General features: G+C 44.1%; 17 protein-coding genes and 3 tRNA genes. 14 read left to right on the forward strand and 6 right to left on the reverse strand.

Annotated elements, in window-relative coordinates:
• The first annotated feature begins 53 nt into the window (after nucleotides 1–53).
• Complete coding sequence (purL, locus tag F8R13_RS01090) at nucleotides 54–3,923, forward strand: phosphoribosylformylglycinamidine synthase (RefSeq protein ID WP_152831439.1); 3,870 nt, start codon at nucleotides 54–56, stop codon at nucleotides 3,921–3,923.
• Nucleotides 3,924–4,115: 192 nt separating this feature from the next.
• The gene (locus F8R13_RS01095; RefSeq protein ID WP_152831441.1) at nucleotides 4,116–6,026 is read left to right on the forward strand and encodes a 5'-nucleotidase C-terminal domain-containing protein; all 1,911 of its coding nucleotides are present in this window, start codon (nucleotides 4,116–4,118) and stop codon (nucleotides 6,024–6,026) included.
• A 407-nt stretch (nucleotides 6,027–6,433) separates the two neighbouring features.
• Here the strand turns inward: F8R13_RS01095 and F8R13_RS01100 are convergent.
• The 3 genes from F8R13_RS01100 to F8R13_RS01110 all read right to left on the reverse strand — a co-directional run bounded on the left by F8R13_RS01100 (nucleotide 6,434) and on the right by F8R13_RS01110 (nucleotide 6,753).
• Nucleotides 6,434–6,509 (reverse strand) — tRNA-His (locus F8R13_RS01100).
• 36 nt (nucleotides 6,510–6,545) lie between these two features.
• Nucleotides 6,546–6,622 (reverse strand) — tRNA-Arg (locus F8R13_RS01105).
• Between the two features lie 54 nt (nucleotides 6,623–6,676).
• Nucleotides 6,677–6,753 (reverse strand) — tRNA-Pro (locus tag F8R13_RS01110).
• A gap of 160 nt (nucleotides 6,754–6,913) precedes the next feature.
• Here F8R13_RS01110 and folD point away from each other — a divergent pair.
• A complete protein-coding gene (gene folD / locus F8R13_RS01115) occupies nucleotides 6,914–7,762 on the forward strand; it encodes a bifunctional methylenetetrahydrofolate dehydrogenase/methenyltetrahydrofolate cyclohydrolase FolD (RefSeq protein WP_152831443.1) in 849 nt (282 codons plus the stop codon).
• Nucleotides 7,763–7,852: 90 nt separating this feature from the next.
• On the opposite strand, the gene F8R13_RS01120 is transcribed toward folD, so the two are convergent.
• The gene (locus F8R13_RS01120) at nucleotides 7,853–8,533 is read right to left on the reverse strand and encodes a DUF5610 domain-containing protein (RefSeq protein WP_152831446.1); all 681 of its coding nucleotides are present in this window, start codon (nucleotides 8,531–8,533) and stop codon (nucleotides 7,853–7,855) included.
• Between the two features lie 259 nt (nucleotides 8,534–8,792).
• Between F8R13_RS01120 and prfB the strand changes: the two genes are divergently transcribed.
• A protein-coding gene (gene prfB / locus F8R13_RS01125) for a peptide chain release factor 2 (RefSeq protein WP_152831448.1) occupies nucleotides 8,793–9,888 on the forward strand; the annotation gives its coding sequence in 2 pieces (ribosomal slippage) (nucleotides 8,793–8,864 and nucleotides 8,866–9,888; 1,095 coding nt in all).
• A 54-nt stretch (nucleotides 9,889–9,942) separates the two neighbouring features.
• Nucleotides 9,943–11,469 (forward strand): lysine--tRNA ligase, encoded by a 1,527-nt coding sequence (lysS, locus tag F8R13_RS01130; protein WP_152831451.1) that lies wholly within the window; start codon nucleotides 9,943–9,945, stop codon nucleotides 11,467–11,469.
• 150 nt (nucleotides 11,470–11,619) lie between these two features.
• Here lysS and F8R13_RS01135 read toward each other — a convergent pair whose 3' ends face one another.
• Complete coding sequence (locus F8R13_RS01135) at nucleotides 11,620–12,684, reverse strand: folate-binding protein YgfZ (RefSeq protein ID WP_152831453.1); 1,065 nt, start codon at nucleotides 12,682–12,684, stop codon at nucleotides 11,620–11,622.
• 122 nt (nucleotides 12,685–12,806) lie between these two features.
• Here F8R13_RS01135 and F8R13_RS01140 point away from each other — a divergent pair, with 122 nt between their 5' ends.
• Nucleotides 12,807–13,358: a chemotaxis protein CheW gene (locus F8R13_RS01140; RefSeq protein ID WP_371414870.1), complete on the forward strand. Its 552-nt coding sequence runs from the start codon at nucleotides 12,807–12,809 to the stop codon at nucleotides 13,356–13,358.
• Between the two features lie 57 nt (nucleotides 13,359–13,415).
• Here F8R13_RS01140 and nadB read toward each other — a convergent pair whose 3' ends face one another.
• Nucleotides 13,416–15,041, reverse strand: a complete 1,626-nt coding sequence (gene nadB / locus F8R13_RS01145) for an L-aspartate oxidase (protein ID WP_152831456.1) — start codon at nucleotides 15,039–15,041, stop codon at nucleotides 13,416–13,418.
• A gap of 120 nt (nucleotides 15,042–15,161) precedes the next feature.
• On the opposite strand from nadB, the gene F8R13_RS01150 reads away from it, so the two are divergent.
• The 8 genes from F8R13_RS01150 (at nucleotide 15,162) to pdxJ (ending at nucleotide 23,104) form a co-directional block, all read left to right on the forward strand.
• Nucleotides 15,162–15,656: a SoxR reducing system RseC family protein gene (locus F8R13_RS01150; protein ID WP_152831458.1), complete on the forward strand. Its 495-nt coding sequence runs from the start codon at nucleotides 15,162–15,164 to the stop codon at nucleotides 15,654–15,656.
• A gap of 53 nt (nucleotides 15,657–15,709) precedes the next feature.
• Nucleotides 15,710–17,128, forward strand: coding sequence for a DegQ family serine endoprotease (locus F8R13_RS01155; protein ID WP_152831460.1), 1,419 nt, complete (start codon nucleotides 15,710–15,712; stop codon nucleotides 17,126–17,128).
• A 244-nt stretch (nucleotides 17,129–17,372) separates the two neighbouring features.
• Complete coding sequence (gene lepA / locus F8R13_RS01160; RefSeq protein WP_152831462.1) at nucleotides 17,373–19,175, forward strand: translation elongation factor 4; 1,803 nt, start codon at nucleotides 17,373–17,375, stop codon at nucleotides 19,173–19,175.
• Between the two features lie 11 nt (nucleotides 19,176–19,186).
• A complete protein-coding gene (gene lepB / locus F8R13_RS01165; RefSeq protein WP_152831464.1) occupies nucleotides 19,187–19,957 on the forward strand; it encodes a signal peptidase I in 771 nt (256 codons plus the stop codon).
• 2 nt (nucleotides 19,958–19,959) lie between these two features.
• Nucleotides 19,960–20,655, forward strand: a complete 696-nt coding sequence (gene rnc, locus F8R13_RS01170) for a ribonuclease III (protein WP_152831466.1) — start codon at nucleotides 19,960–19,962, stop codon at nucleotides 20,653–20,655.
• On the forward strand, nucleotides 20,652–21,566 hold the full coding sequence (era, locus tag F8R13_RS01175) for a GTPase Era (RefSeq protein WP_152831468.1): 915 nt from the start codon (nucleotides 20,652–20,654) through the stop codon (nucleotides 21,564–21,566). The genes rnc and era overlap by 4 nt, the downstream gene beginning before the upstream one ends.
• 18 nt (nucleotides 21,567–21,584) lie before the next feature.
• On the forward strand, nucleotides 21,585–22,316 hold the full coding sequence (gene recO, locus F8R13_RS01180; protein ID WP_152831470.1) for a DNA repair protein RecO: 732 nt from the start codon (nucleotides 21,585–21,587) through the stop codon (nucleotides 22,314–22,316).
• Between the two features lie 41 nt (nucleotides 22,317–22,357).
• Nucleotides 22,358–23,104: a pyridoxine 5'-phosphate synthase gene (pdxJ, locus tag F8R13_RS01185; RefSeq protein WP_152831472.1), complete on the forward strand. Its 747-nt coding sequence runs from the start codon at nucleotides 22,358–22,360 to the stop codon at nucleotides 23,102–23,104.

Below are 23,104 nucleotides of genomic sequence, written 5' to 3' on the forward strand. Positions count from 1 at the left end.
TTAAAACCCTGGCCTCAGGGTTTTTTTGTATTGCTTCAATTTAAGGAATTGTCATGCAAGTTATTTGGGGAAATCCAGCTCATTCTCAATACCGTCTAGAAAAATTATTGGCAAAGCTTCGTGTGAAGTATGCTGTTAACGCGGTTCGCTCTCAATACGTGTATTTTGTGGAGACGGCTGATAATACGGCATTGACTGAGTCAGATGTTCAAAAATTGAATGTTTTGTTGAATGAATCCAATGAAACGGTCAAGGGTGAGTTAAATGATTCTTCATTCATTATTGTGCCGCGTTTAGGAACCATTTCGCCATGGTCGTCAAAAGCCACTGATATTACCCATACTTGCGGTATTGAAGCTGTTCAACGTATTGAAAGAGGTATTGTTTATTTCGTTGAAGGAGCTTCTGATAAGCAAGGTATTGCCACAGAAATCCATGACCGAATGATGGAGCAGGTGTTTTACTCTTTTGATGGACTGTCTGAACTATTTTCACATCAATCACCTAAGCCTTATACAACGGTTGATGTGTTGAGTGGTGGCAAAGAAGCACTTGTAGTGGCGAACAGCGAAATGGGTTTGGCACTATCGGCTGATGAAATAGACTATCTTGTAGAAGCCTTTCAAACATTGAACCGCAATCCGGTGGATGCTGAACTGATGATGTTTGCCCAGGCGAATTCTGAGCATTGCCGTCATAAGATATTTAATGCCGACTGGACAATTGATGGTGAGAATAAACCAAACTCTTTGTTTGGGATGATTCGTAATACCTACCAGAAAAACCCTCAAGGGGTTTTGTCAGCATACAGTGATAATGCTGCGGTTATCGAAGGTTCAAAAGCGACACGCTTTTTCCCAAACCCTGAAACACGTCAATATCAATATTCTGCTGAAAATGTTCATTTTCAAATCAAAGTGGAAACTCATAACCATCCAACCGCGATTTCACCTTGGCCGGGTGCAGCAACGGGTTCTGGTGGAGAAATTCGTGATGAAGGTGCGACCGGACGTGGTTCAAAACCTAAAGCTGGTTTGACGGGTTTTACCGTTTCCAACTTGAACATCCCAGGTTACAAGCAACCATGGGAAAGAGACTATGGTAGACCTTCACGCATTGTTTCCGCTTTTGACATCATGATAGAAGGACCTTTGGGAGCCGCTGGGTTCAATAATGAATTTGGTCGCCCCGCAATCAATGGTTATTTCCGTACTTATGAAAACGCCATGATCACGCATGATGGTGAGGAAATGCGTGGTTACCATAAGCCTATTATGTTAGCGGGCGGATTAGGAAATATCCGTGAAGAACATATTCAGAAAAACGATATTCCTGTCGGCGCAAAACTAGTTGTTTTGGGTGGTCCTGCCATGTTGATTGGTTTGGGCGGCGGTGCTGCGTCATCTGTCGATAGCGGTGCGGGCTCTGAAACATTGGACTTTGCTTCTGTACAACGCGAAAACCCAGAAATGGAAAGACGTGCTCAAGAGGTAATCGACCGTTGTACTTATTTAGGGAATGATTCTCCGATTGCTTCGATTCATGATGTCGGCGCCGGTGGTCTTTCTAACGCCTTTCCAGAATTGGTGAATGATTCTGGTCGTGGTGGATGTTTTAATTTGCGTGATGTGCCAAATGACGAACCAGGTATGTCGCCGATGGAAATCTGGTGTAACGAGTCTCAAGAGCGCTACGTTATTGCGATTTACCCTGAAAAAATTGAGCAGTTTGAAGCGATTTGTAAACGTGAGCGCTGCCTGTATGCGATTGTGGGTGAGGCGACTAAAGAACAAAAATTGGTTGTTAACGATACTGTTTTTGACAACAACCCAGTTGATATGCCGTTGAATGTTCTATTGGGTAAACCACCAAAAATGCACCGTCAAGTAGAATCACGTGCTATGCCGCAGCCAGGGTTTGAGCCTGCTGTGCTGGATATGAATGATGTAGCGGAAAGATTGTTAAAGCTGCCGACCATTGCCAGTAAGAACTTTTTGATCACAATTGGTGATAGAAGTATTACCGGTATGGTGACACGCGATCAGATGGTTGGTCCTTGGCAAGTTCCGGTAGCAAATGCGGGAATTACCTGTAGTGATTATCAGGGATATACCGGTGAAGCAATGGCTTCTGGTGAAAGACCACCAGTTGCGTTGATTAACCCTAAAGCCTCTGCACGCCTATCTATTGCCGAAGCGATTACCAATATTGCCTGTGCCAAGATTTCTGATATTAGCGATATCAAAATTTCTGCCAACTGGATGGCTGCAGCGGGGCATCCAGGTGAAGATTCTGCCTTGTACGATGCAGTAGAAACAGTTGGTTTGGAGTTGTGTCCATCGCTTGGTATTGCTGTTCCGGTTGGAAAAGACTCTATGTCGATGAAGACGGTCTGGGAAGAAAACGGTGAGCAAAAATCTGTGACCTCACCGGTATCATTGAATATCACCACTTTTGCCAAAGTTGAAGATGTACGTAAAACAGTGACGCCTCAACTGAGAACCGATTTAGGTGATACGCGTATCTTGGCGATTGACTTAGGGAAAGGGCAGAACCGTTTAGGTGGAAGTTGCTTAGCGCAGGTATATAACCAGATTGGCGATGAGACCGCGGACTTGGATTCAGCCGAGGATTTGAAAAACTTCTTTGCGGCAGTGCAGGCGTTGATTGCGCAAGACAAATTAGTGGCCTATCACGACCGTGCGGATGGTGGTTTCTTGATTACGGCACTTGAAATGGCTTTTGCGGGACATTGCGGTTTGAGCTTGGATGTTTCTCAGTTGGGTGAAGAGCCTGTATCTGCATTGTGCGCAGAAGAGGTGGGTGCGCTTATTCAGGTTAAATCTTCGGATTTAGATGCAGTGAACGCCGTTATCGCCAAGCATGGTTTGTCAGAAATGGTTGCGGATATTGGAAGCGTGTCGAGTGATGACGTGGTTACCATTTCTGCGCATGGCAAAACGGTGCTTGAAGGTAGTCGCAAATATTATCAAAAGTGGTGGGCTGAAACGAGTTATAAGATGCAGGCTTATCGTGATAATGAAGCGTGTGCACAACAAGAATTTGATGCCATTGAAAATGATGAGTATACCGAAATCAAGCCTTTTGTCAGCTTTGATCAAAACGAAGATATTACAATAAGTTTTAGCCGTGAAAATCGACCCAAGGTGGCGATTTTAAGAGAGCAAGGTGTTAATGGACAGCAAGAGATGGCCGCAGCTTTTGAAAAAGCTGGATTTGATGCCGTTGATGTTCATATGACGGATGTTCTGTCAGGTGATGTTAGTTTTGATGACTTTAAAGGTTTGGTGGCTTGTGGCGGTTTCTCCTATGGAGATGTACTGGGTGCAGGGCGAGGTTGGGCAAATTCAATCTTATTTAACCCAATCGCAAGAAATACTTTTGAAAGCTTCTTTAATCGTCAAGACACCTTTACCTTAGGTGTCTGTAACGGTTGTCAGATGTTGTCGAATCTGAAAGAAATCATTCCGGGTGCGGCAGGTTGGCCGAAGTTTGTTAGAAACAAATCAGAACAGTTTGAAGCGCGTTTTTCTTTGGTAGAGATTCAGCCTTCGCCTTCAATTTTATTACAAGGTATGGAAGGCTCGAGAATTCCTGTCGCGGTTGCTCATGGTGAAGGCCGAATGGACTTTGGTTCTCGTTCCTCATCAGAGGTTGAAGGTTTGGTTGGTGTGCGTTATGTAAACGCTGTCGGTCAACCGACCGAGACTTATCCGTTCAATCCGAATGGGTCAGAAGCAGGCATGACGGGTCTGACAACAAAAGATGGTCGCGTCACGATTATGATGCCGCACCCTGAACGAGTGTTTAGAACGGTGCAAAATTCATGGCATCCAGATGATTGGCAAGAAGATGCACCTTGGATGCGTTTATTTAGAAATGCCAGAAAATGGGTCGGGTAGTTTAAGTTTGGTAGTACGTTTTTGTGGTGAATTTATTCCATAAAAATTAGAGAGGTAGCAATAATATGTCTTTATTTGACATTTATTAGTGTTTTCTTTAATGTTATCCGACTTTAAAAATATTTATTATTTATAACGGTTGTTAAAGAAATTTAATAGCCAATTTCAATTTACAAAACGGAGTAGGAGACTATGTCTTTAAATCGTCGTGAATTTCTTCATGTGATGTCTATGGCCGCAGCGGCAGGTATGTTGCCAGGTACTGCGAGCGCGATGTCATCTAGCCCAGCTAAAAAAGGTGCTGCGGCATCAATGGATATGTATAACTTACCAATGAAAGGTAATGTTCGTTTACTACACATTACAGATACGCATGCGCAGTTAAAGCCTATCTTCTTCCGTGAGCCAAACGTTAACCTTGGAACAGGTCCTGCGTTTGGTAAATTGCCACACGTTGTTGGTCACAAATTGATCAAAGAACTTGGTATTCAAGAAAACACGCCTTTATCCTATGCGTTCTCATTCTTGAACTTCCAAGACGCTGCAGAACAGTACGGTAAAGTTGGTGGTTTTGCTCATATCAAAACATTGCTAGACAAGTTACGTGAAACGGCTGGTGGTCGTGATAACACCTTGACTATGGATGGTGGAGACCTTTGGCATGGTTCAGGGACAGCTCTTTGGACACGTGCAAAAGATATGGTTGAAGCATCTAACATCATTGGTATTGACATCATGACTGGTCACTGGGAATTCACTTACCATGAAGAAGAAGTTCTATCGAATCTTCAGAAGTTCAAAGGTGAGTTCTTGGCACAAAACATCCGTATCAAAGAAGATTCACTATTTGGTGATGACTATAAAGATATGGTTGAGCGTCATGGTGGAATCGGTCTGTTCAACGAAGACGAAGCGCGTGCATTCAAGCCTTACACCGTTAAAATTATTAATGGTGAGCGTATTGCTGTTGTTGGTCAAGCTTTCCCTCGTACTGCTAATGCTAACCCTCAATCAAACTTCCCAGATTGGTCATTCGGTCTTCGTGTAGATGCACTTCAAGACACGGTCAACAAAATCCGTCAAACAGAGAAGGTCGCTGCTGTTGTAATGCTTTCTCATAACGGTATGGATGTTGATATCAAAATGGCATCACAAGTTAGCGGTATTGACGCTATCTTCGGTGGTCACACACATGACGGTGTTCCAAAAACAATCAATGTTAAAACACCAGAGGGTGGTGTTTGTTACGTAACCAACGCTGGTTCAAACGGTAAGTTTGTTGGTTGTATGGATTTGGATATCCAAAACGGTAAGTTGAAAGGTGTTAATTACACGCTGCTACCTGTGTTCTCAAATGTACTACCTGCTGACAAAGAAGTAGATGCTTTCTTGACACAATTGTATTTGAAAAAATACGACGACAACGTTGTAGAATCTCGTGATCCTTCACGTGCATACAGCAAAGAGCGTCTAGGTAAAACTTATGGTGAAATCCTAAGTGAAGAACTAGCAGTAGCTGAAGATACTCTATACCGTCGTGGTAACTTCATGGGGACATGGGACCAAATCATCGTAAACGCTTTGCGTGAAGAACATGATACTCAAATCGCTATGTCCGCAGGTGTTCGTTGGGGGACTTCTGTTCTAGAGGGTGAAACCATCACTATGGAACGTGTTATGGATGAAACCTCTATGACTTACGGTGAAACTTATAAGTCTGAAGTAACTGGTGCTCAAATGAAAGATATCTTGGAAGGTATCTGTGAGAACCTATTCCAAAAAGACCCATACCTACAATCTGGTGGTGATATGGTACGTCTTGGCGGTATGGATTACACTTGTGAGCCAAACGCTACGCTTGGTAACCGTATCACAGAGATGCGTTTGGATGACGGTACACCTCTTGAGCCAAACAAAAAGTACACAGTTGCTGGTTGGGCGCAAGTTGATGCAGTTGGAAGCGGTCGCTTGATGTGGGACGTTACAGCTGATTACCTACGTCGTCACAAAAACGACATGAAGCTTAAGAAAGTAAACCACCCATCACTTAAGGGTGTTAAAAACAACCCAGGTATCGAAGCATACCCAGGTAAAATGCTTTAATAGAGCAAGCTGACTTAAGCAAATAAAAAAACCCGCGTTAGCGGGTTTTTTTATGTCTGAAGAATAATGTCCAGACGTAGCTTAATAGTCTAAAAATCTACCAGGTTGGGTATGGCGCAGTAAAACACTGCCTGTGGGCTTCTAATTTGTGGAGTAGTAAATAAGATAAGGGTAGGCGAGTGTGACCTTGGCAAATAAAGAGAAATGCATTTTTCAATGAGCTTGAGGGTTTAGTACCTATTTGTATATCTTGTTTAAGCAACGCTAATGGTAAAAAACTGCAAAGGGGTTGTTAAGGTAAGATGAAAGTAATGTATTTGAATAAGTATGGTGGAGTTCTAAAGGGAGGCGTTAAAAAGTAAAAGTTTGGGTCGAAAAAGATTTGGTAATTACTTAGAAGAAGTAAATGGGGCGAATGACGGGGATCGAACCCGCGACAACAGGAATCACAATCCTGGGCTCTACCAACTGAGCTACATCCGCCATAGTAGGTCTTGATGAGTGGTAAACCATCAAAAATGGCACGCCCATCAGGATTCGAACCTGAAACCCTCGCCTTAGAAGGGCGATGCACTATCCAGTTGTGCTATGGGCGCTCTTTCGAACCTTGTCTTTGTACCCAATCAAAGAATGATTAAATACGAAATAATTGGTCGGAGTAGAGGGATTTGAACCCCCGACCACTTGTACCCAAAACAAGTGCGCTACCAGGCTGCGCTATACTCCGATAAGATGCGGCGTATTGTATAGAGCGCCGAGAATACTGTCAACCTATAAAATACGATTTTTTTTAAAAAATAGAATGAAAGATAATCTTAGTTTTAGATTGAATTTTATAAATGCGTTATCATATGCGCCATAAGAAAATCTGTACGGAGAATGTGGTTATGTCGGCAAAAATTTTAGATGGTAAAGCGATTGCCCTTGAGTTGCGCGAATCTATCGCTGAAGAAGTAAAAGCTCAAGTTGCAAAGGGTAACCGCGCGCCAGGTTTGGCAGTGATTTTGGTGGGAGAAGATCCCGCTTCGCAAGTTTATGTGAAGAACAAGAAAATCGCTTGTGAGAAAGCTGGGTTTGTTGATGTTTCTATGGAGTTGCCAGCTTCAACCACACAAGAAGAGTTATTAGCGAAAATTGATGAGTTGAATGCGAGAGAAGACGTTCATGGCATTATTGTTCAATTGCCAGTACCAAAACACATTGATCCAGAAGAGTTGATTGAGCGCATTGATCCCAAAAAAGATGTTGACGGCTTTCATCCATACAATATGGGGCGTTTGGCAACAAGAATGCCTGTGCTAGCACCTTGTACCCCTCATGGTGTGATGACCATGCTGGCAAAAACCGGTATTAACTTACGAGGATTGAATGCTGTTGTGGTTGGTGCTTCAAACATTGTTGGCGTTCCGATGACATTGGAGTTGTTGAATGAACGTGCAACCGTGACGGTTTGTCATAGCGCAACCAAGGATTTGCCTCAAAAAGTCAGCGAGGCAGATATTCTAGTGGTAGGGGTCGGCATTCCTGAAATGGTTAAGGGTGACTGGGTCAAAGAAGATGCTATCGTTATTGATGTGGGGATTAACCGCTTGGATGATGGTCGCTTGGTCGGTGATGTTGAATACGAAGTCGCTAAAGAAAAAGCTAGCTGGATTACGCCAGTTCCAGGCGGCGTTGGTCCAATGACGATTGCGACCTTGTTACAGAATACGTTACAGGCAGCATATGATCTGTAAGTTTTAGTGATCTGCGAGTCATAAAAAAAGCCCGATACTGTCGGGCTTTTTTGTTTCCAGCTAATCAAGCTCAAGCTCAAGCTCAAGCTCTTAAGCTTCAGTTTGATCTGCTTTTGATGTGGTGTCGGCTGTCGTTTCAGCATCCTGGTTATTTGGCGTGATGCCTAAGTATTGGTTGGTGAAGTTTTGCATTCCCTGCGTAACCAATCCCCAAGTGCTGTTGAAATTGTCTTTAATTTGGCCGTCAAACACTTTTAGGCTTGAAAGAATATCTTTTGCTTCATCAAAGCCTTTTTTCAAACCACCACCAACAACTTCGTTGAACTTGTCCATCAAGGCTTGCCCTTGTAATTCGGGGTGAATTTTTTGGAAGCCGTCCAAAAATGCTGTTGCACCCGTTACAATTCGGTTTGCGGTGTTTTCTGGTGACCAATACTCAATGCCACCTTGTTGTTTTAACGCTTCTTCGCTAATCGGTGCTGTGTCGGATGAACTGCTACCTGAACTGGTTTGGTCTGCAGTTAAAATCTCGTTCAACTTGCTGATGGCAGCTTGATAAGTCATCTTTAGCGCATCACTTGGCGCAGTTTCCTTGTTGCCAAATAGTGAGGTGACAATGCTTGCCTGTTGTGAACGGTTGGAGGTGCTAATATCTACACCATATTGTGCTGCTCTTTGTGCAGCGATATCCAATCCTTTTACTTTGCTAGTGTTTTGGCTTGAATTGCTCTGATAAGCCTGAACTAAGTCATTAATACTGGTTCCTGACATAATCAAGTTTCCTTCTGGTCTGGGAAGAATTTCTTCTTTTGTTATATTTTTATTCTACGCTTCAGCTAAGTAGCTGAAAAGCATTATATTTTTTTGTATTTTATTTATCGGCAGACGGGGGGGGTTCTTGAGGCTGAATTTTTCCGAGCATTTTCACGGAAGAATTCATTTTTTGTCGGCTAACATGGCTGAATCCAACCGTTAAAAATGATAGAATTCCTCTTTTTTATCACAAGCCGTTAATGAGGCTGCAGAGAAGATGGAATTAAACCCGATTTACAGCAAAATCAAAGATTTTTCAGAGCGTACCCAAGTACTTAGGGGGTATCTTTGACTTCGAAACCAAACAAGAGCGTTTAATCGAAGTAGAAAGGGAGTTAGAAGACCCTACAGTTTGGAATGATCCTGAAAAGGCTCAAGCTCTTGGCAAAGAAAAAGCCCAATTGGATAATGTCGTTAAAACTATCCAAGACCTAGACACCAGCCTAGAATCCGCACAAGAAATTCTTGAAATGGCAGAAGCCGATGAAGACCAGGAAATGGTTGAAGATGTTGTTTCTGAACTAGAGCGTTTGGAAGGCATGCTGGACGCGCTGGAATTTCAGCGTATGTTTTCTGGTGAGTTGGATGCCAATAATTGCTATCTGGAAATTCAGGCGGGTTCCGGTGGGACAGAAGCTCAGGATTGGGCAAACATTCTATTGAGAATGTATTTGCGTTGGGCGGAGTCGCATAATTTCAAAGCTGAAATCGTGGAAATCTCTGCAGGAGAGGTTGCCGGCATTAAAGGGGCCACTGTCCATGTACAGGGTGATTATGCCTACGGTTGGTTGAGAACGGAAACGGGCGTGCATCGCTTGGTGCGTAAGTCTCCATTTGATTCCGGTAACCGCCGTCATACGTCTTTTGCATCCGTATTCATTTCTCCAGAAATTGATGATAGTTTTGAAATTGAAATCAATCCAGCTGATTTGAGAATCGACGTTTATCGTGCAAGCGGTGCAGGTGGTCAGCACGTTAACCGAACAGAGTCAGCGGTGCGAATTACACACTTGCCAACTAATACCGTGACCCAGTGTCAAAATGGTCGTTCTCAGCACCAGAACAAAGCTGAGGCGATGAAACAGTTACGCGCCAAGCTATATGAATTAGAGATGCAAAGCCGCAACGAAGAAAAACAGCAGTTGGAAGACAGTAAGTCCGATATCGGCTGGGGAAGTCAGATTCGCTCTTATGTTTTAGACTCGGGTCGAATCAAAGATTTAAGAACCAATATCGAGACCGGAAATACCGGCGCAGTATTGGATGGAGATTTAGATCAGTTTATTATCCCCAATCTTAAAGCGGGCGTTTAAGCGATCATTTAAAAGTAAATTATTCTGTAAGAGTTCAAGTTAATAGGAAATATCATGTCAAAAACCGAGAATCAGTCGCCAGACCAAGCCAATCCGGTAGACGAAAATAAAATCATCGCGGAACGTCGTGCGAAGCTAAATGCATTGCGATCAGAAGGGCATTCGTACCCGAATACATTCAGACGTCAGGATATTTCTACCGATTTGCATGAGAAATACGGTGATATTTCAAAAGAAGATTTGGCTGAAATGGAACCGGTTCGCGTGAGAGTTGCGGGTCGTATGATGTTGCGTCGTATTATGGGGAAAGCCAGTTTTGCAACTTTGCAAGATACACAAGGCCGTATCCAGATTTATGTCACGCGTGATGAATTGCCAGAAGGCTTCTATAACGAGCAATTCAAGAAGTGGGATTTGGGTGATATCGTTGGTGCAGAAGGGTACTTGTTCAAGACCAATACCGGTGAGCTATCAGTGCATGTTCAGCATATTGAGTTGATTACCAAATCCATTCGTCCGTTGCCGGATAAGTTCCATGGTTTGCAAGATCAAGAAATCAAATATCGCCAACGTTATGTTGACTTGATTGTGAATGAAGAAAGTCGTAATCGTTTTGTATTACGTTCAAAAATCGTTCAGCACGTTCGTGAGTTCTTGATTGGTAAAGGCTTTATGGAAGTTGAAACGCCAATGATGCACGTCATCCCGGGTGGTGCAACGGCGAAGCCTTTCAATACGCATCATAATGCATTGGACATGCCGTTGTATTTGCGTATTGCGCCAGAACTTTACCTAAAACGTTTGGTTGTCGGTGGTTTTGAAAAAGTATTCGAGATTAACCGTAGCTTCCGTAATGAAGGCTTGTCTACACGACACAATCCCGAGTTCACCATGGTTGAATTCTATTCGGCCTATACCGACTATCACCAGTTGATGGACTACACCGAAGAGCTTTTGAAAGAGCTGGCGGAGTTGGCGATTGGTTCTACCAAAGTGCCTTATCAAGGGCAAGAGTTTGATTTCGGTAAGCCATTCGCGCGTATGACTATGAAAGAATCCATCATGCACTTCTATCCAAATGTCACTGCAGATCAGTTAGCGGATTTGGAATCGGCGCGAGCGCTAGCGAAAGAAATGCATGTTTCAATCGACGACTCTTATGGTTTGGGTAAAGTGATTACCGAAATTTTTGAAGAGCATGTTGAAACCAAGCTGCAAGACCCAACATTCATTACCGAGTACCCAGCGGAAGTTTCACCGTTGGCGCGTCGTAATGACCAAGACCCATTTATCACAGACCGTTTTGAGTTGTTTATCGGCGGAAGAGAATTGGCGAATGGTTTCAACGAGTTGAATGATGCGGAAGATCAAGCGGAACGCTTCAAGGCGCAGGTTGCCGCGAAAGATGCCGGTGATGATGAAGCCATGCATTATGATGAAGACTATATCATCGCACTAGAGCATGGTATGCCGCCAACAGCGGGTGAGGGGATTGGTATTGATCGTTTGGTGATGTTGTTTACCGATTCTGCATCGATTAGAGATGTGTTGCTGTTCCCTCATATGAGACCAGCAGACTGATAACCTAATCAGTTATCTTGTTGCATAAAAAAGCCTTTGTTCAGAATGTCTGACAAAGGCTTTTTTGTTTGTACCGAATAGTCTTTGCCCCCCCAACCTGGAAGATTTTCAGCAAAATCTACCAGGTTGGGGGGGGCTAAATAAGCAAACTTATTCTTCTGACAGGTCGTAAGGCATCGGCTCAATAGTTGCAATAGCGCCATCTGCCGTTTTCAAGTCGCCTTGAGTAGACTCTAGAGGTTTTAGAGTTGTGACCGCAAGCGCAATAGAGCCTTCGTAAATATCCTGGCCGATGGATACGATGGTAAATTTATAGCTGCGCTCTGCGCCATCTTGTAGAACCAACTCTTCACCAGAAGTTAAAGACAATGGTTGCGAGATATGTAGTCTTACCATACGTTTGGTTGCTTTTCCGCGATAGTGCATACGAGCGATAATTTCTTGCCCTGGGAAGCAGCCTTTTTTGAAGTTGATGGCTTCTAGTTTGTCTAGGTTTAGGAATTGCGCCACAAATTCATTCGTTGTATTGGCTTTGATTTCCGGTTGTCCTGAAACGATGTTCAAGAGTGACCAGTCGGGTCTGCCAACGCATTCGCTATTGCCTTTCAAGGTTTCCCAAACTTGTTTGATGGTGTCAACATCTCCAAACATACTATAACGGTGGTATGGCCCTGGCAACTTGATGCCGATAACGCCCTCCAAGCCTTCTTTAGACACTTTTTCAACTTGGTAGATGTCTTTGATTTTAGTCGATAACGCTCTTTGGACATCTAGGTCTGCAAACTCACCAGCATAGCCAATTTGGATCAGGCTGTCCGAAACATCTTCTAGCTCAACTTTGGCGCGCAGCTTGAACATGGTTAAACGTTTAACAATGCTGTCTTTTAACGAGTCGTCAAAACTCAGATAAAACGCATCGTCCTGTTTGAAAACCGTGATAAGGGCAAGAACTTTACCCTGTGGTTCGCAGTAGGCGGTGAGCTGGCCTTTTTCATCTGTTACATCTTTCAAGTCGTTGGAAAACTGACCTTGAAGAAAAGTGAAAGCTTCTTCGCCGCTAACTTTAATTAATGCTTGGTAAGAAAGGTCGCTTAAAACAGGACCATGTTTAATCAGAAAGTGTTCTAGTTCAGGGTTGCCGAAATGTTCAATAACCCCGAATTCGTTAAAACTCGCACCTTGTTCTTGTAAAAAACTTTTCCATTCACTATTCATTGTTAGTTTAACCCCGTTTTTTTAGGCGCTCTATTATATACTATTGAACAATGTAAGCTTAATCGGTAATATCATTTGAAAATGATTAAGTCTGATGCTAAACGTCAGTTTGGAGATAAATTGTGTCTGAATCAAAAAAAGATTTTCTAACGTTTAAGTTAAGTAAAGAAGATTACGCGGTTGAGATCAACCGGGTTCAAGAAATTCGAGTTTGGCAAGAGCCAAGCCCGTTGCCGAATGTGCCCGCTTTTGTAAAAGGGGTTATTGATCTTCGTGGCGATGTGGTTCCCATTCTTGACTTGAGAGAAAGATTTCACCTAAAAGTGTCTTATAACGCGACAACCGTAGTGATTGTGGTGAATGTAAACACCCAAAATGGTGAAAGAGTGGTTGGCTTTGTGGTCGATGCGGTGTCTGATGTGCACCAGTTTGACTTGGATAAAGTACAGCCTGCGCCTGATGTTGCCGCAATCGATAACCAGTTTATGATGGGGTTGTCGACGATTATCGAAAAGAATCATGCGAGCAACTCAATGGGTTCTAATCCATCAGAAGACAACACGTCAGATAAAAAACGCATGGTGATTTTGATTGATATTGATAAGCTGGCGACTGATGGTATGTTGCAGCAAATCAGTCAGAATGTGGATAACCTACCGCTGCAAAACGGTTAATTGAATCATTCAAAGTCGGACAGCGCTAAAATAGCGCTTGTCCGATGTGTTTTTTGACTATTTCTTTTTTGTCTCGATTGTCGTTTTAGGCAGTTTCTTTTTGGGCTTCAGGAAAGTGGGTTTTGCCTTGGCTTTGGTCTTGGGGTAATCCAGATTGTAATGTAGTCCACGGCTTTCTTTGCGCTTGATAGCGCTTTTAACCATCAGCTCAGCCACTTCCGTTAGGTTTCTCAGCTCCAATAAATCACTTGTTAAGGTATGGGCATAGAAATATTCGCGTACTTCCTGTTTCAGAATGCGTATGCGTTTTAGTGCACGGTTAAGGCGTTTGTTGGTGCGTACAATGCCGACATAATCCCACATCAATCGTCTCAACTCATCCCAGTCATGGCTGATAAGTACTTTTTCTTTTGCTTGTGTAACAAAGCTGGTGTCCCAGTTTTTGACGCAAAAGAAGGTCTCCGAAGAAACGGGTTCGAAATGCGCTTCTATCCATTCATAAGCGGTTTCGGCAAACACCAAACCTTCCACTAGCGAGTTACTTGCAAGTCTGTTGGCACCATGAAGTCCTGTATAAGCGGTTTCACCGATAGCAAAAAGCCTTGTTAGGTCGGTTTTACCGTTCAGGTCGGTTTTGATGCCGCCACAAGTGTAATGCGCGGCGGGAACAACAGGAATAGGCTCTTTGGTGATATCAATCCCAACTTTTAGGCAGCGCGCATAAATCGTAGGAAAGTGATGGATAATGAAGTCCGCAGGGCGATGTGAAATGTCCAGATAAACGCAGTCGATACCATGACGTTTCATCTCCTGGTCAATGGCGCGCGCCACAATGTCCCGTGGTGCCAGGTCGGCTCTCTGGTCATATTCAGACATGAAGGCATGTCCATTTGGAAGTTTAAGGATGCCGCCTTCACCGCGCACCGCTTCGGAAATCAAAAAAGACCTATCTTGTGGGTGGTACAAGCAGGTTGGGTGGAATTGGTTAAACTCCATATTGGCAACGGTACAACCTGCACGCCATGCCATGGCAATGCCATCTCCCGTGGATGTATCAGGATTGCTGGTGTAAAGATAGGTTTTGCTCGCGCCGCCGGTTGCCAACACGGTATAGTGCGCAAGAAGGGCTTCAACTTTATCTGTTTTTTTATCAAGTACATAGCTTCCCAAACATTCCGAGCGATCACTGTTCAGGATCAAATCGACAGTCATGTGTTCAGGCAAAAGAGTGATGTTCGAGTTTTCTGAGACTCTCTCGATCAGCGTTTCGGCAACACTTTTGCCTGTGTGATCGGCAGCATGGATAACCCGTCTATGACTATGACCACCTTCTTGAGTGAGGTGATAGTCGTCTGAAGTTGTGTCTTTACTAAATGGAACACCAAGTTCAATCAACTCATAAATCGCAGGCGTGCCTTTGGTGGTCACGAGGCGAACAGCCTCTTCTTCGCATAAGCCCGCGCCAGCTTCTAGGGTGTCTTTGATGTGGGATTCGACAGAATCAAACGGGTCGAGTACGGCGGCAATACCCCCTTGCGCATGTTGTGTGCTGCCTTCGTGTAAGGCGGCCTTGGCGACAACGGTCACACGATAGTGACGTGCAAGTTTCAGTGCGATGGACAAACCGGCAATGCCGCTGCCGATGACCAAAATGTCCGTTTGTTGCTTAAAAGCGCTTGTCAAAAGAGGTATCCTATTAGTTTGTGGTTTCGGTTGACGTAAATAGTATTAAAACTATTCTGCTGTCATGTGTATTTGCTCTATTATAACGCTGTCATAGAGCTGGTTTATCGGGAAGTTGTTATGAAAAATCAAAATCAAATCATTCAGCCTTTTTCTTTTGATGCTGAGTCGGCTGACTATGCTTCTCATGGCAAGCTGGTGGCAATGGGGACGGTCGTGGATGCGAAAGAAGGAAAGGTTTGGGTTGTGACCGAACGCAATACAGGGTGTAGCGGTTGTTCGGCGGAATCTGGGTGCGGTACCTCGGCGTTGGCGAAATTGTTTTCACCCAATAATAAAGCACCATTGATGTTGGATAATGACCTTGGCGTCGGGGTTGGCGACCGAGTTCTACTCTCAATAGTGGAGTCAGACTTATTTAAACATTCTATGATGGCTTATGGCTTACCATTATTTTCAATGATTGTACTCGCCTGGATAGGCTTGGCGGCGACTCAAGAAGACGTGTTTTCGATTTTTGGTGGCGTTGTTGGGCTAGGTTTAGGTTGGTGGTTTGCCAAGCGTTATTATCGACCGCATTTACCTAAGTTGGAAAAGATCATACAGGCGCAGTAAGAGATTTCATTTGGAAATTTCTATACGAATAAATAAAACCAAAGGGAGAAAACATGTTTGTTAATAAACATAAGTTCTTATCTGCTAAGACTATGTCAGCCATGTGGCTAGCAGTTTTGTTAAGTGTGTCAGCAGCAGCCTCTGCAAAAACACCAATGGTGGCATTGCCGGATTTTTCGGTTTTGGCTCAGCAAAACAGCCCGGTTGTGGTCAATATTAGTACGACGAAACATGTCTCAACCGTTCCTCAGCAATTTCAAGGGTTGCCTGATGAGATGTTACGTCGTTTTTTCGGTATTCCAGAAGGTCAGCAACCTGGTACACAAGAGAGACAGGTCACTTCCTTAGGGTCTGGTTTTATTATCAGTTCTGACGGCTATATTTTGACCAATAACCATGTGGTTGATGGTGCGGATAACGTTGTGGTGAAACTCAGTGATAGAAAAGAGTTGAAAGCAAAAATCATCGGTCAAGATAAGCGTACTGATGTTGCGGTCTTGAAAGTGGATGCAACAGGGTTGCCGGTAGCGAAGATCGGTTCTTCAAAAGATTTGAAAGTTGGGCAGTGGGTGTTGGCAATCGGCGAACCATTTGGTCTTGATTACACGGTAACGCATGGTATTGTCTCTGCGATTGGTCGTGCTTTGCCAGATGATACTTATGTGCCTTTTATTCAAACGGACGTTCCAATTAACCCAGGTAATTCTGGTGGGCCATTGTTTAATATGAACGGTGAAGTTGTCGGTATTAACTCACAAATCTACAGTAACAGTGGTGGGTCAATGGGCTTGTCTTTCTCGATTCCGATCGATATTGCGATGTCAGTTGCTGAGCAGTTGAAAGAAAAAGGTCATGTTACGCGAGGCTTCCTAGGTGTCAGTGTTCAGGATGTATCTGGTGATTTGGCGAAATCCTTCGGATTAACTATTCCAAAAGGTGCATTGGTTGCAGAAGCTGTTAAAGGAACACCCGCTGAGAAGGCAGGTATTCAGGCTGGAGACATTATCCTTGCATTCAATGGTCAGCCAATTAATAAGTCGGCGGACTTGCCACCAATCGTTGGTGCAACACCAATCGGTAAGAAGGTGAAGGTTAAAATTTTGAGAGCGGGTGACATCAAGTATGTAACTGTTGTATTAAAGCCATTGGATAAATTTGGCGGTAATGCAGGTGGTGATAATGCTGTCGATATTCCATCATTGGGCGCTCGCGTTGAAATGGTTGATCCTAAAGTGCTACATAAACTGAATTTGCCGTTTGGTGTTCGTTTAGTGCATGTCGAAAATGACGGTCCTGCGGACAAAGCCGGGCTGATGAAAGGCGATATTCTGGTGACAGTTAATTTCCATTCTGTAGAGTCGGTAGCTGCATTGGAGAAAATTGCCAAAGATGTGCCAAAAGACAGAGCAGTTCCAGTAAGAGTGGTTAGAGGTAATCGATCTATTTTCTTACCGGTACAGTTTGGTAAGTAAAGCTTGTTCAAACCATTTTAAAGAGTGAGTTTGAAGTCAAATTAGCGTAAAATACGGCGATTATTGGATTATGCTCGTATCTATGCTGGTTTGAAATGCATCACACTGAGGTTTCTCAGTAGTGTGAAATAAAGGAAGGGTGCAAATTCCGTTGGAATAGGCGCCCTTTTTTATTGTTTTGTTAAGTAGAAAATCAGTGATAAAGAGGCGAGACGAAAACAGATTGAAGGTTGTTGAGGCTTAAATGTCAGTAAATATTGACCATATCAGAAATTTTTCCATCATTGCGCATATCGATCATGGTAAGTCCACCATCGCAGACCGCTTTATTCATATGTGCGGCGGATTGACGGATCGAGAAATGGCGGCACAGGTTTTGGATTCAATGGATATTGAACGTGAACGTGGCATCACTATCAAAGCGCAAAGTGTGACATTGCATTACAAAGCCGAAAATGGTCAAACCTATCAGTTGAATTTCATTGATACTCCAGGTCATGTCGACTTTTCTTATGAAGTTTCACGTTCTTTGGCTGCTTGTGAAGGTGCGTTGCTGGTGGTGGATGCTTCTCAAGGTGTTGAGGCGCAGACGGTTGCTAACTGTTATACCGCTATTGAACAAGGGCTGGAAGTCTTGCCGGTCTTGAATAAGATAGACTTGCCAGCAGCGGAACCTGAGCGTGTGGTCGACGAGATTGAAGAGATTATCGGTATTGAAGCCCATGATGCGGTTCAGGCGAGTGCAAAGTCCGGTATCGGTATCAAAGAAACATTGGAACAGATTGTTCAAAAGGTGCCTGCGCCGACGGGGAATGCTGATGCGCCTTTGAAAGCCTTGATTATCGACTCGTGGTTCGATAACTACCTGGGGGTGGTTTCTTTGGTCCGCGTTGTGGATGGACGCATCGGTAAGAAAATGAAGATGAAGATTTGTTCAACCAAAGAGGAATACATGGTTGATCAGGTCGGTATCTTTACACCAAAGCATACGCCGACGGAATTCCTGTCTGCGGGTGAGGTGGGGTTTGTGATTGCCGGGATTAAAGACATTGACGGTGCTCCGGTTGGGGATACCATTACGTTAGCGGGCAATGATGTTTCACCATTGCCTGGCTTTAAACCTGTACAACCACGGGTTTTTGCCGGGCTGTTCCCGATCAGTTCCGAAGATTATGAAGATTTGCGTGAAGCACTTAGAAAGCTTCGTTTGAATGACGCGGCACTACATTTCGAACCAGAGTCTTCCGATGCCTTGGGGTTCGGATTCCGTTGTGGTTTCCTTGGGATGCTGCATATGGAAATCATTCAGGAGCGCTTGGAGCGCGAATACAACCTTGATTTGATTACCACAGCACCAACGGTGGTCTATGAAGTGTTGACCAAGTCGGGTGAGGTCATTAAGGTCGATAACCCGTCGAGTTTGCCGGAAGTATCGAGTATCGATGAGATTCGTGAGCCTATTATCCAGGCGAATATCTTGGTGCCGAATGAATATGTAGGTGCGGTCATGAAGCTGTGTTTGGAAAAGCGTGGTATTCAAAAGAATATGCAGTACGCAGGGAACCAGGTATCTCTTAACTATGAAATGCCGCTGAATGAAGTGGTGTTGGATTTCTTTGACCGCCTGAAATCGACCAGTCGAGGCTATGCGTCAATGGATTATGAGTTCAAACGTTTCCAGGCGGATGACTTGGTGAAGTTGGAATTCATGATCAATGGTGAAGGGGTGGACGCGCTTGCTGTGATTGTTCACCGTTCAACGGCGGTGCAACGTGGGAAAGTGTTGATTGAGAAGCTGAAAGACATTATTCCTCGTCAAATGTTTGATGTTGCCATTCAGGCCGCTATTGGTGCTAAAATCATCGGCAGAACAAACGTTAAGGCGTTGAGAAAGAACGTAACCGCTAAGTGTTATGGTGGAGATGTCTCACGTAAGAAAAAATTGCTGCAGAAGCAAAAAGAGGGGAAAAAACGCATGAAAGCCATCGGTAGTGTCGAACTGCCGCAGGAAGCGTTTTTAGCTGTATTGAATACTTCGGAAGATTAAGGACAGAATAGATGAGTTTTGAACTGATACTGGTCATCGCAACGGCTATAACGGGGGCGATTGCCTATGTCGATAAGTTGGTTTGGAAACCAAAGCGTGATCGTTCGGTCACGACCGAAAGTGAACCATTAATCGTTGAATACTCTCGTTCTTTATTTCCAGTCTTTTTAGTGGTTTTAGTTTTACGCTCTTTCGTTGTAGAGCCTTTCAGAATTCCGTCCGGTTCTATGTATCCTACTCTAGAAATCGGTGATTTCATCGTCGTGAACAAGTTTGCCTATGGGTTGAAGTTGCCAGTCACGCAAACCAAAATTGTACCGATTGGTGAACCGAAACGTGGTGACGTGGTGGTGTTTAAATATCCAAAAGACCCTGATGTTGACTACATCAAACGCGTGATTGGTCTGCCGGGTGACAAGATTACCTATATTGGTCGTACGGTTTTTGTGAATGGTGAGCCTCTGAAACAAAAATTTGTGGAGACCTATAAAGGCCATGATTCAGGCGCTAACATGACAGGCACTTCGGAAGTTCAGGAAACTTTCCCATCCGGTAGGAAGCATATGATCCTATTGGATAAAGATAAATATAGCCAAGACATGCAAACAGTTACCGTGCCGCCAGGGCATTATTTCATGATGGGTGATAACCGAGATTATTCCAATGACAGTCGATTCTGGGGCTTTGTCCCAGAGCAAAATATCAAAGGCAAAGCGTTTGGTATTTGGATGAACTGGGATGATGGTATTCACTTTGGACGAATTGGGAAAGGGATTGATTAACAATGTCTGAACGCGAAAAGCAGGCAAAGTTAAAAAGACTTGCTAAAGCACTGGGTTACGACTATCAAGATATGGGTTATCTTGAAAAAGCATTGACGCACCGTAGCGTTGGAGCCAAAAATAACGAGCGCTTGGAGTTTCTAGGAGATAGCTTGGTAAACTTCATGATTGCCGATGCGCTTTTTCACCAGTTCGAAAAAATTTCCGAGGGTGACTTGAGTCGAATTCGCGCCTTTTTGGTTAAAGGAGAGACGCTCGCCAAAATCGGAAAAGAGTACCAGTTGTCTGAGTATTTGATGCTAGGGCCGGGTGAGCTGAAAAGTGGCGGTTATCGTCGAGAATCCATTATTGCGGATGCTGTCGAGGCGATTATTGCATCGGTTTATGAAGACGGTGGTTTGGAGCCTTGTCGAGATCTGGTGTCGAGATTGTACAAAAAACGTTTGGAAGAACTTGAGCCGGAAAAAGTCGGTAAAGACCCGAAAACGCGTCTACAAGAGTTTTTGCAATCTCATCATCAGCAGTTGCCTGAGTATAGCGTTATCAGTGTGAATGGCCCTGCTCATGCACAAGAGTTTATCGTTAGTTGTTATGTTGCGCAGTTAAACCGAAAGTTTGAAGCGACAGCCACCAATAGAAGAAAAGCGGAACAGCTTGCCGCAGAACAGGCTCTTGACGTTCTGGAGAATCAATCATGAGTGATGAAAAGGATTTTAAAGCCGGTTTCGTTGCTGTAATCGGTCGCCCTAATGTCGGTAAGTCGACTTTGATGAATACCCTTTTAGGGCAAAAGCTAAGTATCACTTCTCCTAAACCCCAAACAACGCGACACCGAATTCACGGTATCCACTCAACTGAAAATTATCAAATCGTTTTTGTCGATACGCCGGGTATGCATTTGGGTGGGCAAAAATCGATCAATCGTTATATGAATCGTGCGGCAAACAGTGCATTCGCAGATGTTGATGTGGTGTTGTTCGTTGTCGAAGCTGGACGTTGGACTCAGGAAGATCAAGCGGTAGCGCAGAAGTGCCAGAACCTAGATATTCCTGTGATTGTCTTAGTGAATAAAATCGACAAGATGCAGCAGAAAGAAGTGTTGCTACCCTATCTGCAAAAGATCGCGGAAAAGATTGATTTTGATGAGGTTATTCCTGTTTCTGCCTACAAAAAATCCGGTATAGATTTGATTGAAACAGAAGTCTTGAAGCATTTACCAAACCAGCCTGCTATTTTTCCTGAAGATTACATTACGGACCGTTCTTCGCGCTTCCTTGCATCGGAAATTGTCCGTGAAAAGCTGATGCGTACACTGGGTGACGAAGTACCTTATGGCGTGACTGTCGAGATTGAGCAATTCAAGTTTGATGAAGAAGAAGGTCGCTGGGTAATTCATGCATTGATTCTGGTTGAGAGGCCGGGACAAAAGCAAATCGTTATCGGTAAGCAAGGACAGCTGATCAAACAGGTCGGTATTCAAGCTCGTAAGGATTTGATGAAGATGATGGATAGTCGCGTTCACCTTGAGTTGTGGGTGAAGGTCAAAGAAAATTGGGCAGATGACGATCGCGCTCTGGCGAGTTTAGGTTATACCGACGAAATCAATTGATAGCTGAGAGGATAGGCTTTGGCTTTAGAGATACAGCAGCAAGCCTATGTATTGCACAAAAGACCTTATCGCGAAACCAGCTTGTTGGTCACTTTTTTAACTGCCGAAAAAGGACGCCAAAACGCGGTTGTGAAAGGGGTTCGTAGTAACTCTAAGTCTAGTCGAGTTAAGCAAGCTTGGTTGCAGCCATTTCAAAGTCTTAATATCAGTTGGGCAGAGCGTTCAGTGCATCAATCCGATTTGGTTAATCTCAGATTGTTGGAACCAGCCTCAGTAAGGTTCCCGTTAGTTGGCGATGCCAATATTTGTGGGTTATACCTGAATGAGCTGTTGTATCGTCTGCTTTATCCTCGTGTGACCTCTGAATCCATTTTTGAAGATTATCAGCAAGCTTTGCTTGGTTTGGCAAGAGCGCAAGACCGAAATGAACAGGCGTGGGTATTACGACAATTCGAGTTTCAACTGCTGAACGACTTGGGCTATGGCTTTGACTTGTCCAGCGATGCTGCGGGTAAGGCGATTGACGAGGACAAACAGTATAAATTTGTCCCGGAAATCGGTTTTGTAGAGCTTTCTGGGTTGATTGAAGTTCAGGGGGCGACAATTTCGGGACGATGCATTTTGCGGTTTTTGGCGGAAGATTATTCCCCTGACTGTGCGAATGCCATCAAACAATTTTTCAGACAGGTATTGGCCTATTACCTGGGAAATAAACCTATCCAAACCCGTGCGTTATTTCAGGGGAATTAGGTGAACAAAATAGGTCTACACTGAGGTAAGAAGGAATAGAAATGAATCCGATTTATTTGGGATTGAACATCGATCATGTGGCAACGGTTCGTCAGGCGAGAGGAACTCGTTACCCGGATCCTGTCAAAGCGGCGTTGGATGCAGAGATGGCGGGTGCGGACAGCATCACACTTCACTTGAGGGAAGATCGTCGCCATATCCAAGATGATGATGTAAGGCGTATCAGTGAGTCTCGACAAACCAAAGTAAATTTAGAGATGGCGGCTACACCAGAGATGGTCGCTATCGCACTGCAATACTGTCCTGCAGATGTTTGTTTGGTGCCGGAAAAGCGCGAAGAATTGACAACAGAAGGCGGGCTGGATGTCGCTTCTCAGCAACCATGGCTGACAGAAGTGTGTGGGAAATTAGCGGCCAATAAAACACGTGTTTCCTTGTTCATTGATGCTGATGAAACTCAAATCCGTGCGGCAAAAGCCGTTGGTGCTCCTGTGATAGAAATCCATACCGGTACTTATGCCGAGTTGACTGATCCAGCTGAGATTGCTACTGAGTTGGAACGCATCAAACAAGCGACGGCTTTGGCAAAGTCTTTAGGCTTGGTGGTAAATGCCGGGCACGGGTTGCATTATCATAATGTGCAAGCGATTGCCGCAATACAAGATATTGAAGAATTGAATATCGGTCATGCAATCATTGCTCAGGCGATGTTCTCCGGTTTGCCTGAAGCGGTGAGAGAGATGAAACGCATCATGGTGGAAAGCCGTAAACAATCTTATCTAGGTTAA

This window comes from Hydrogenovibrio sp. JE_KL2 (assembly GCF_009296185.1).
Classification (GTDB): domain Bacteria; phylum Pseudomonadota; class Gammaproteobacteria; order Thiomicrospirales; family Thiomicrospiraceae; genus Hydrogenovibrio.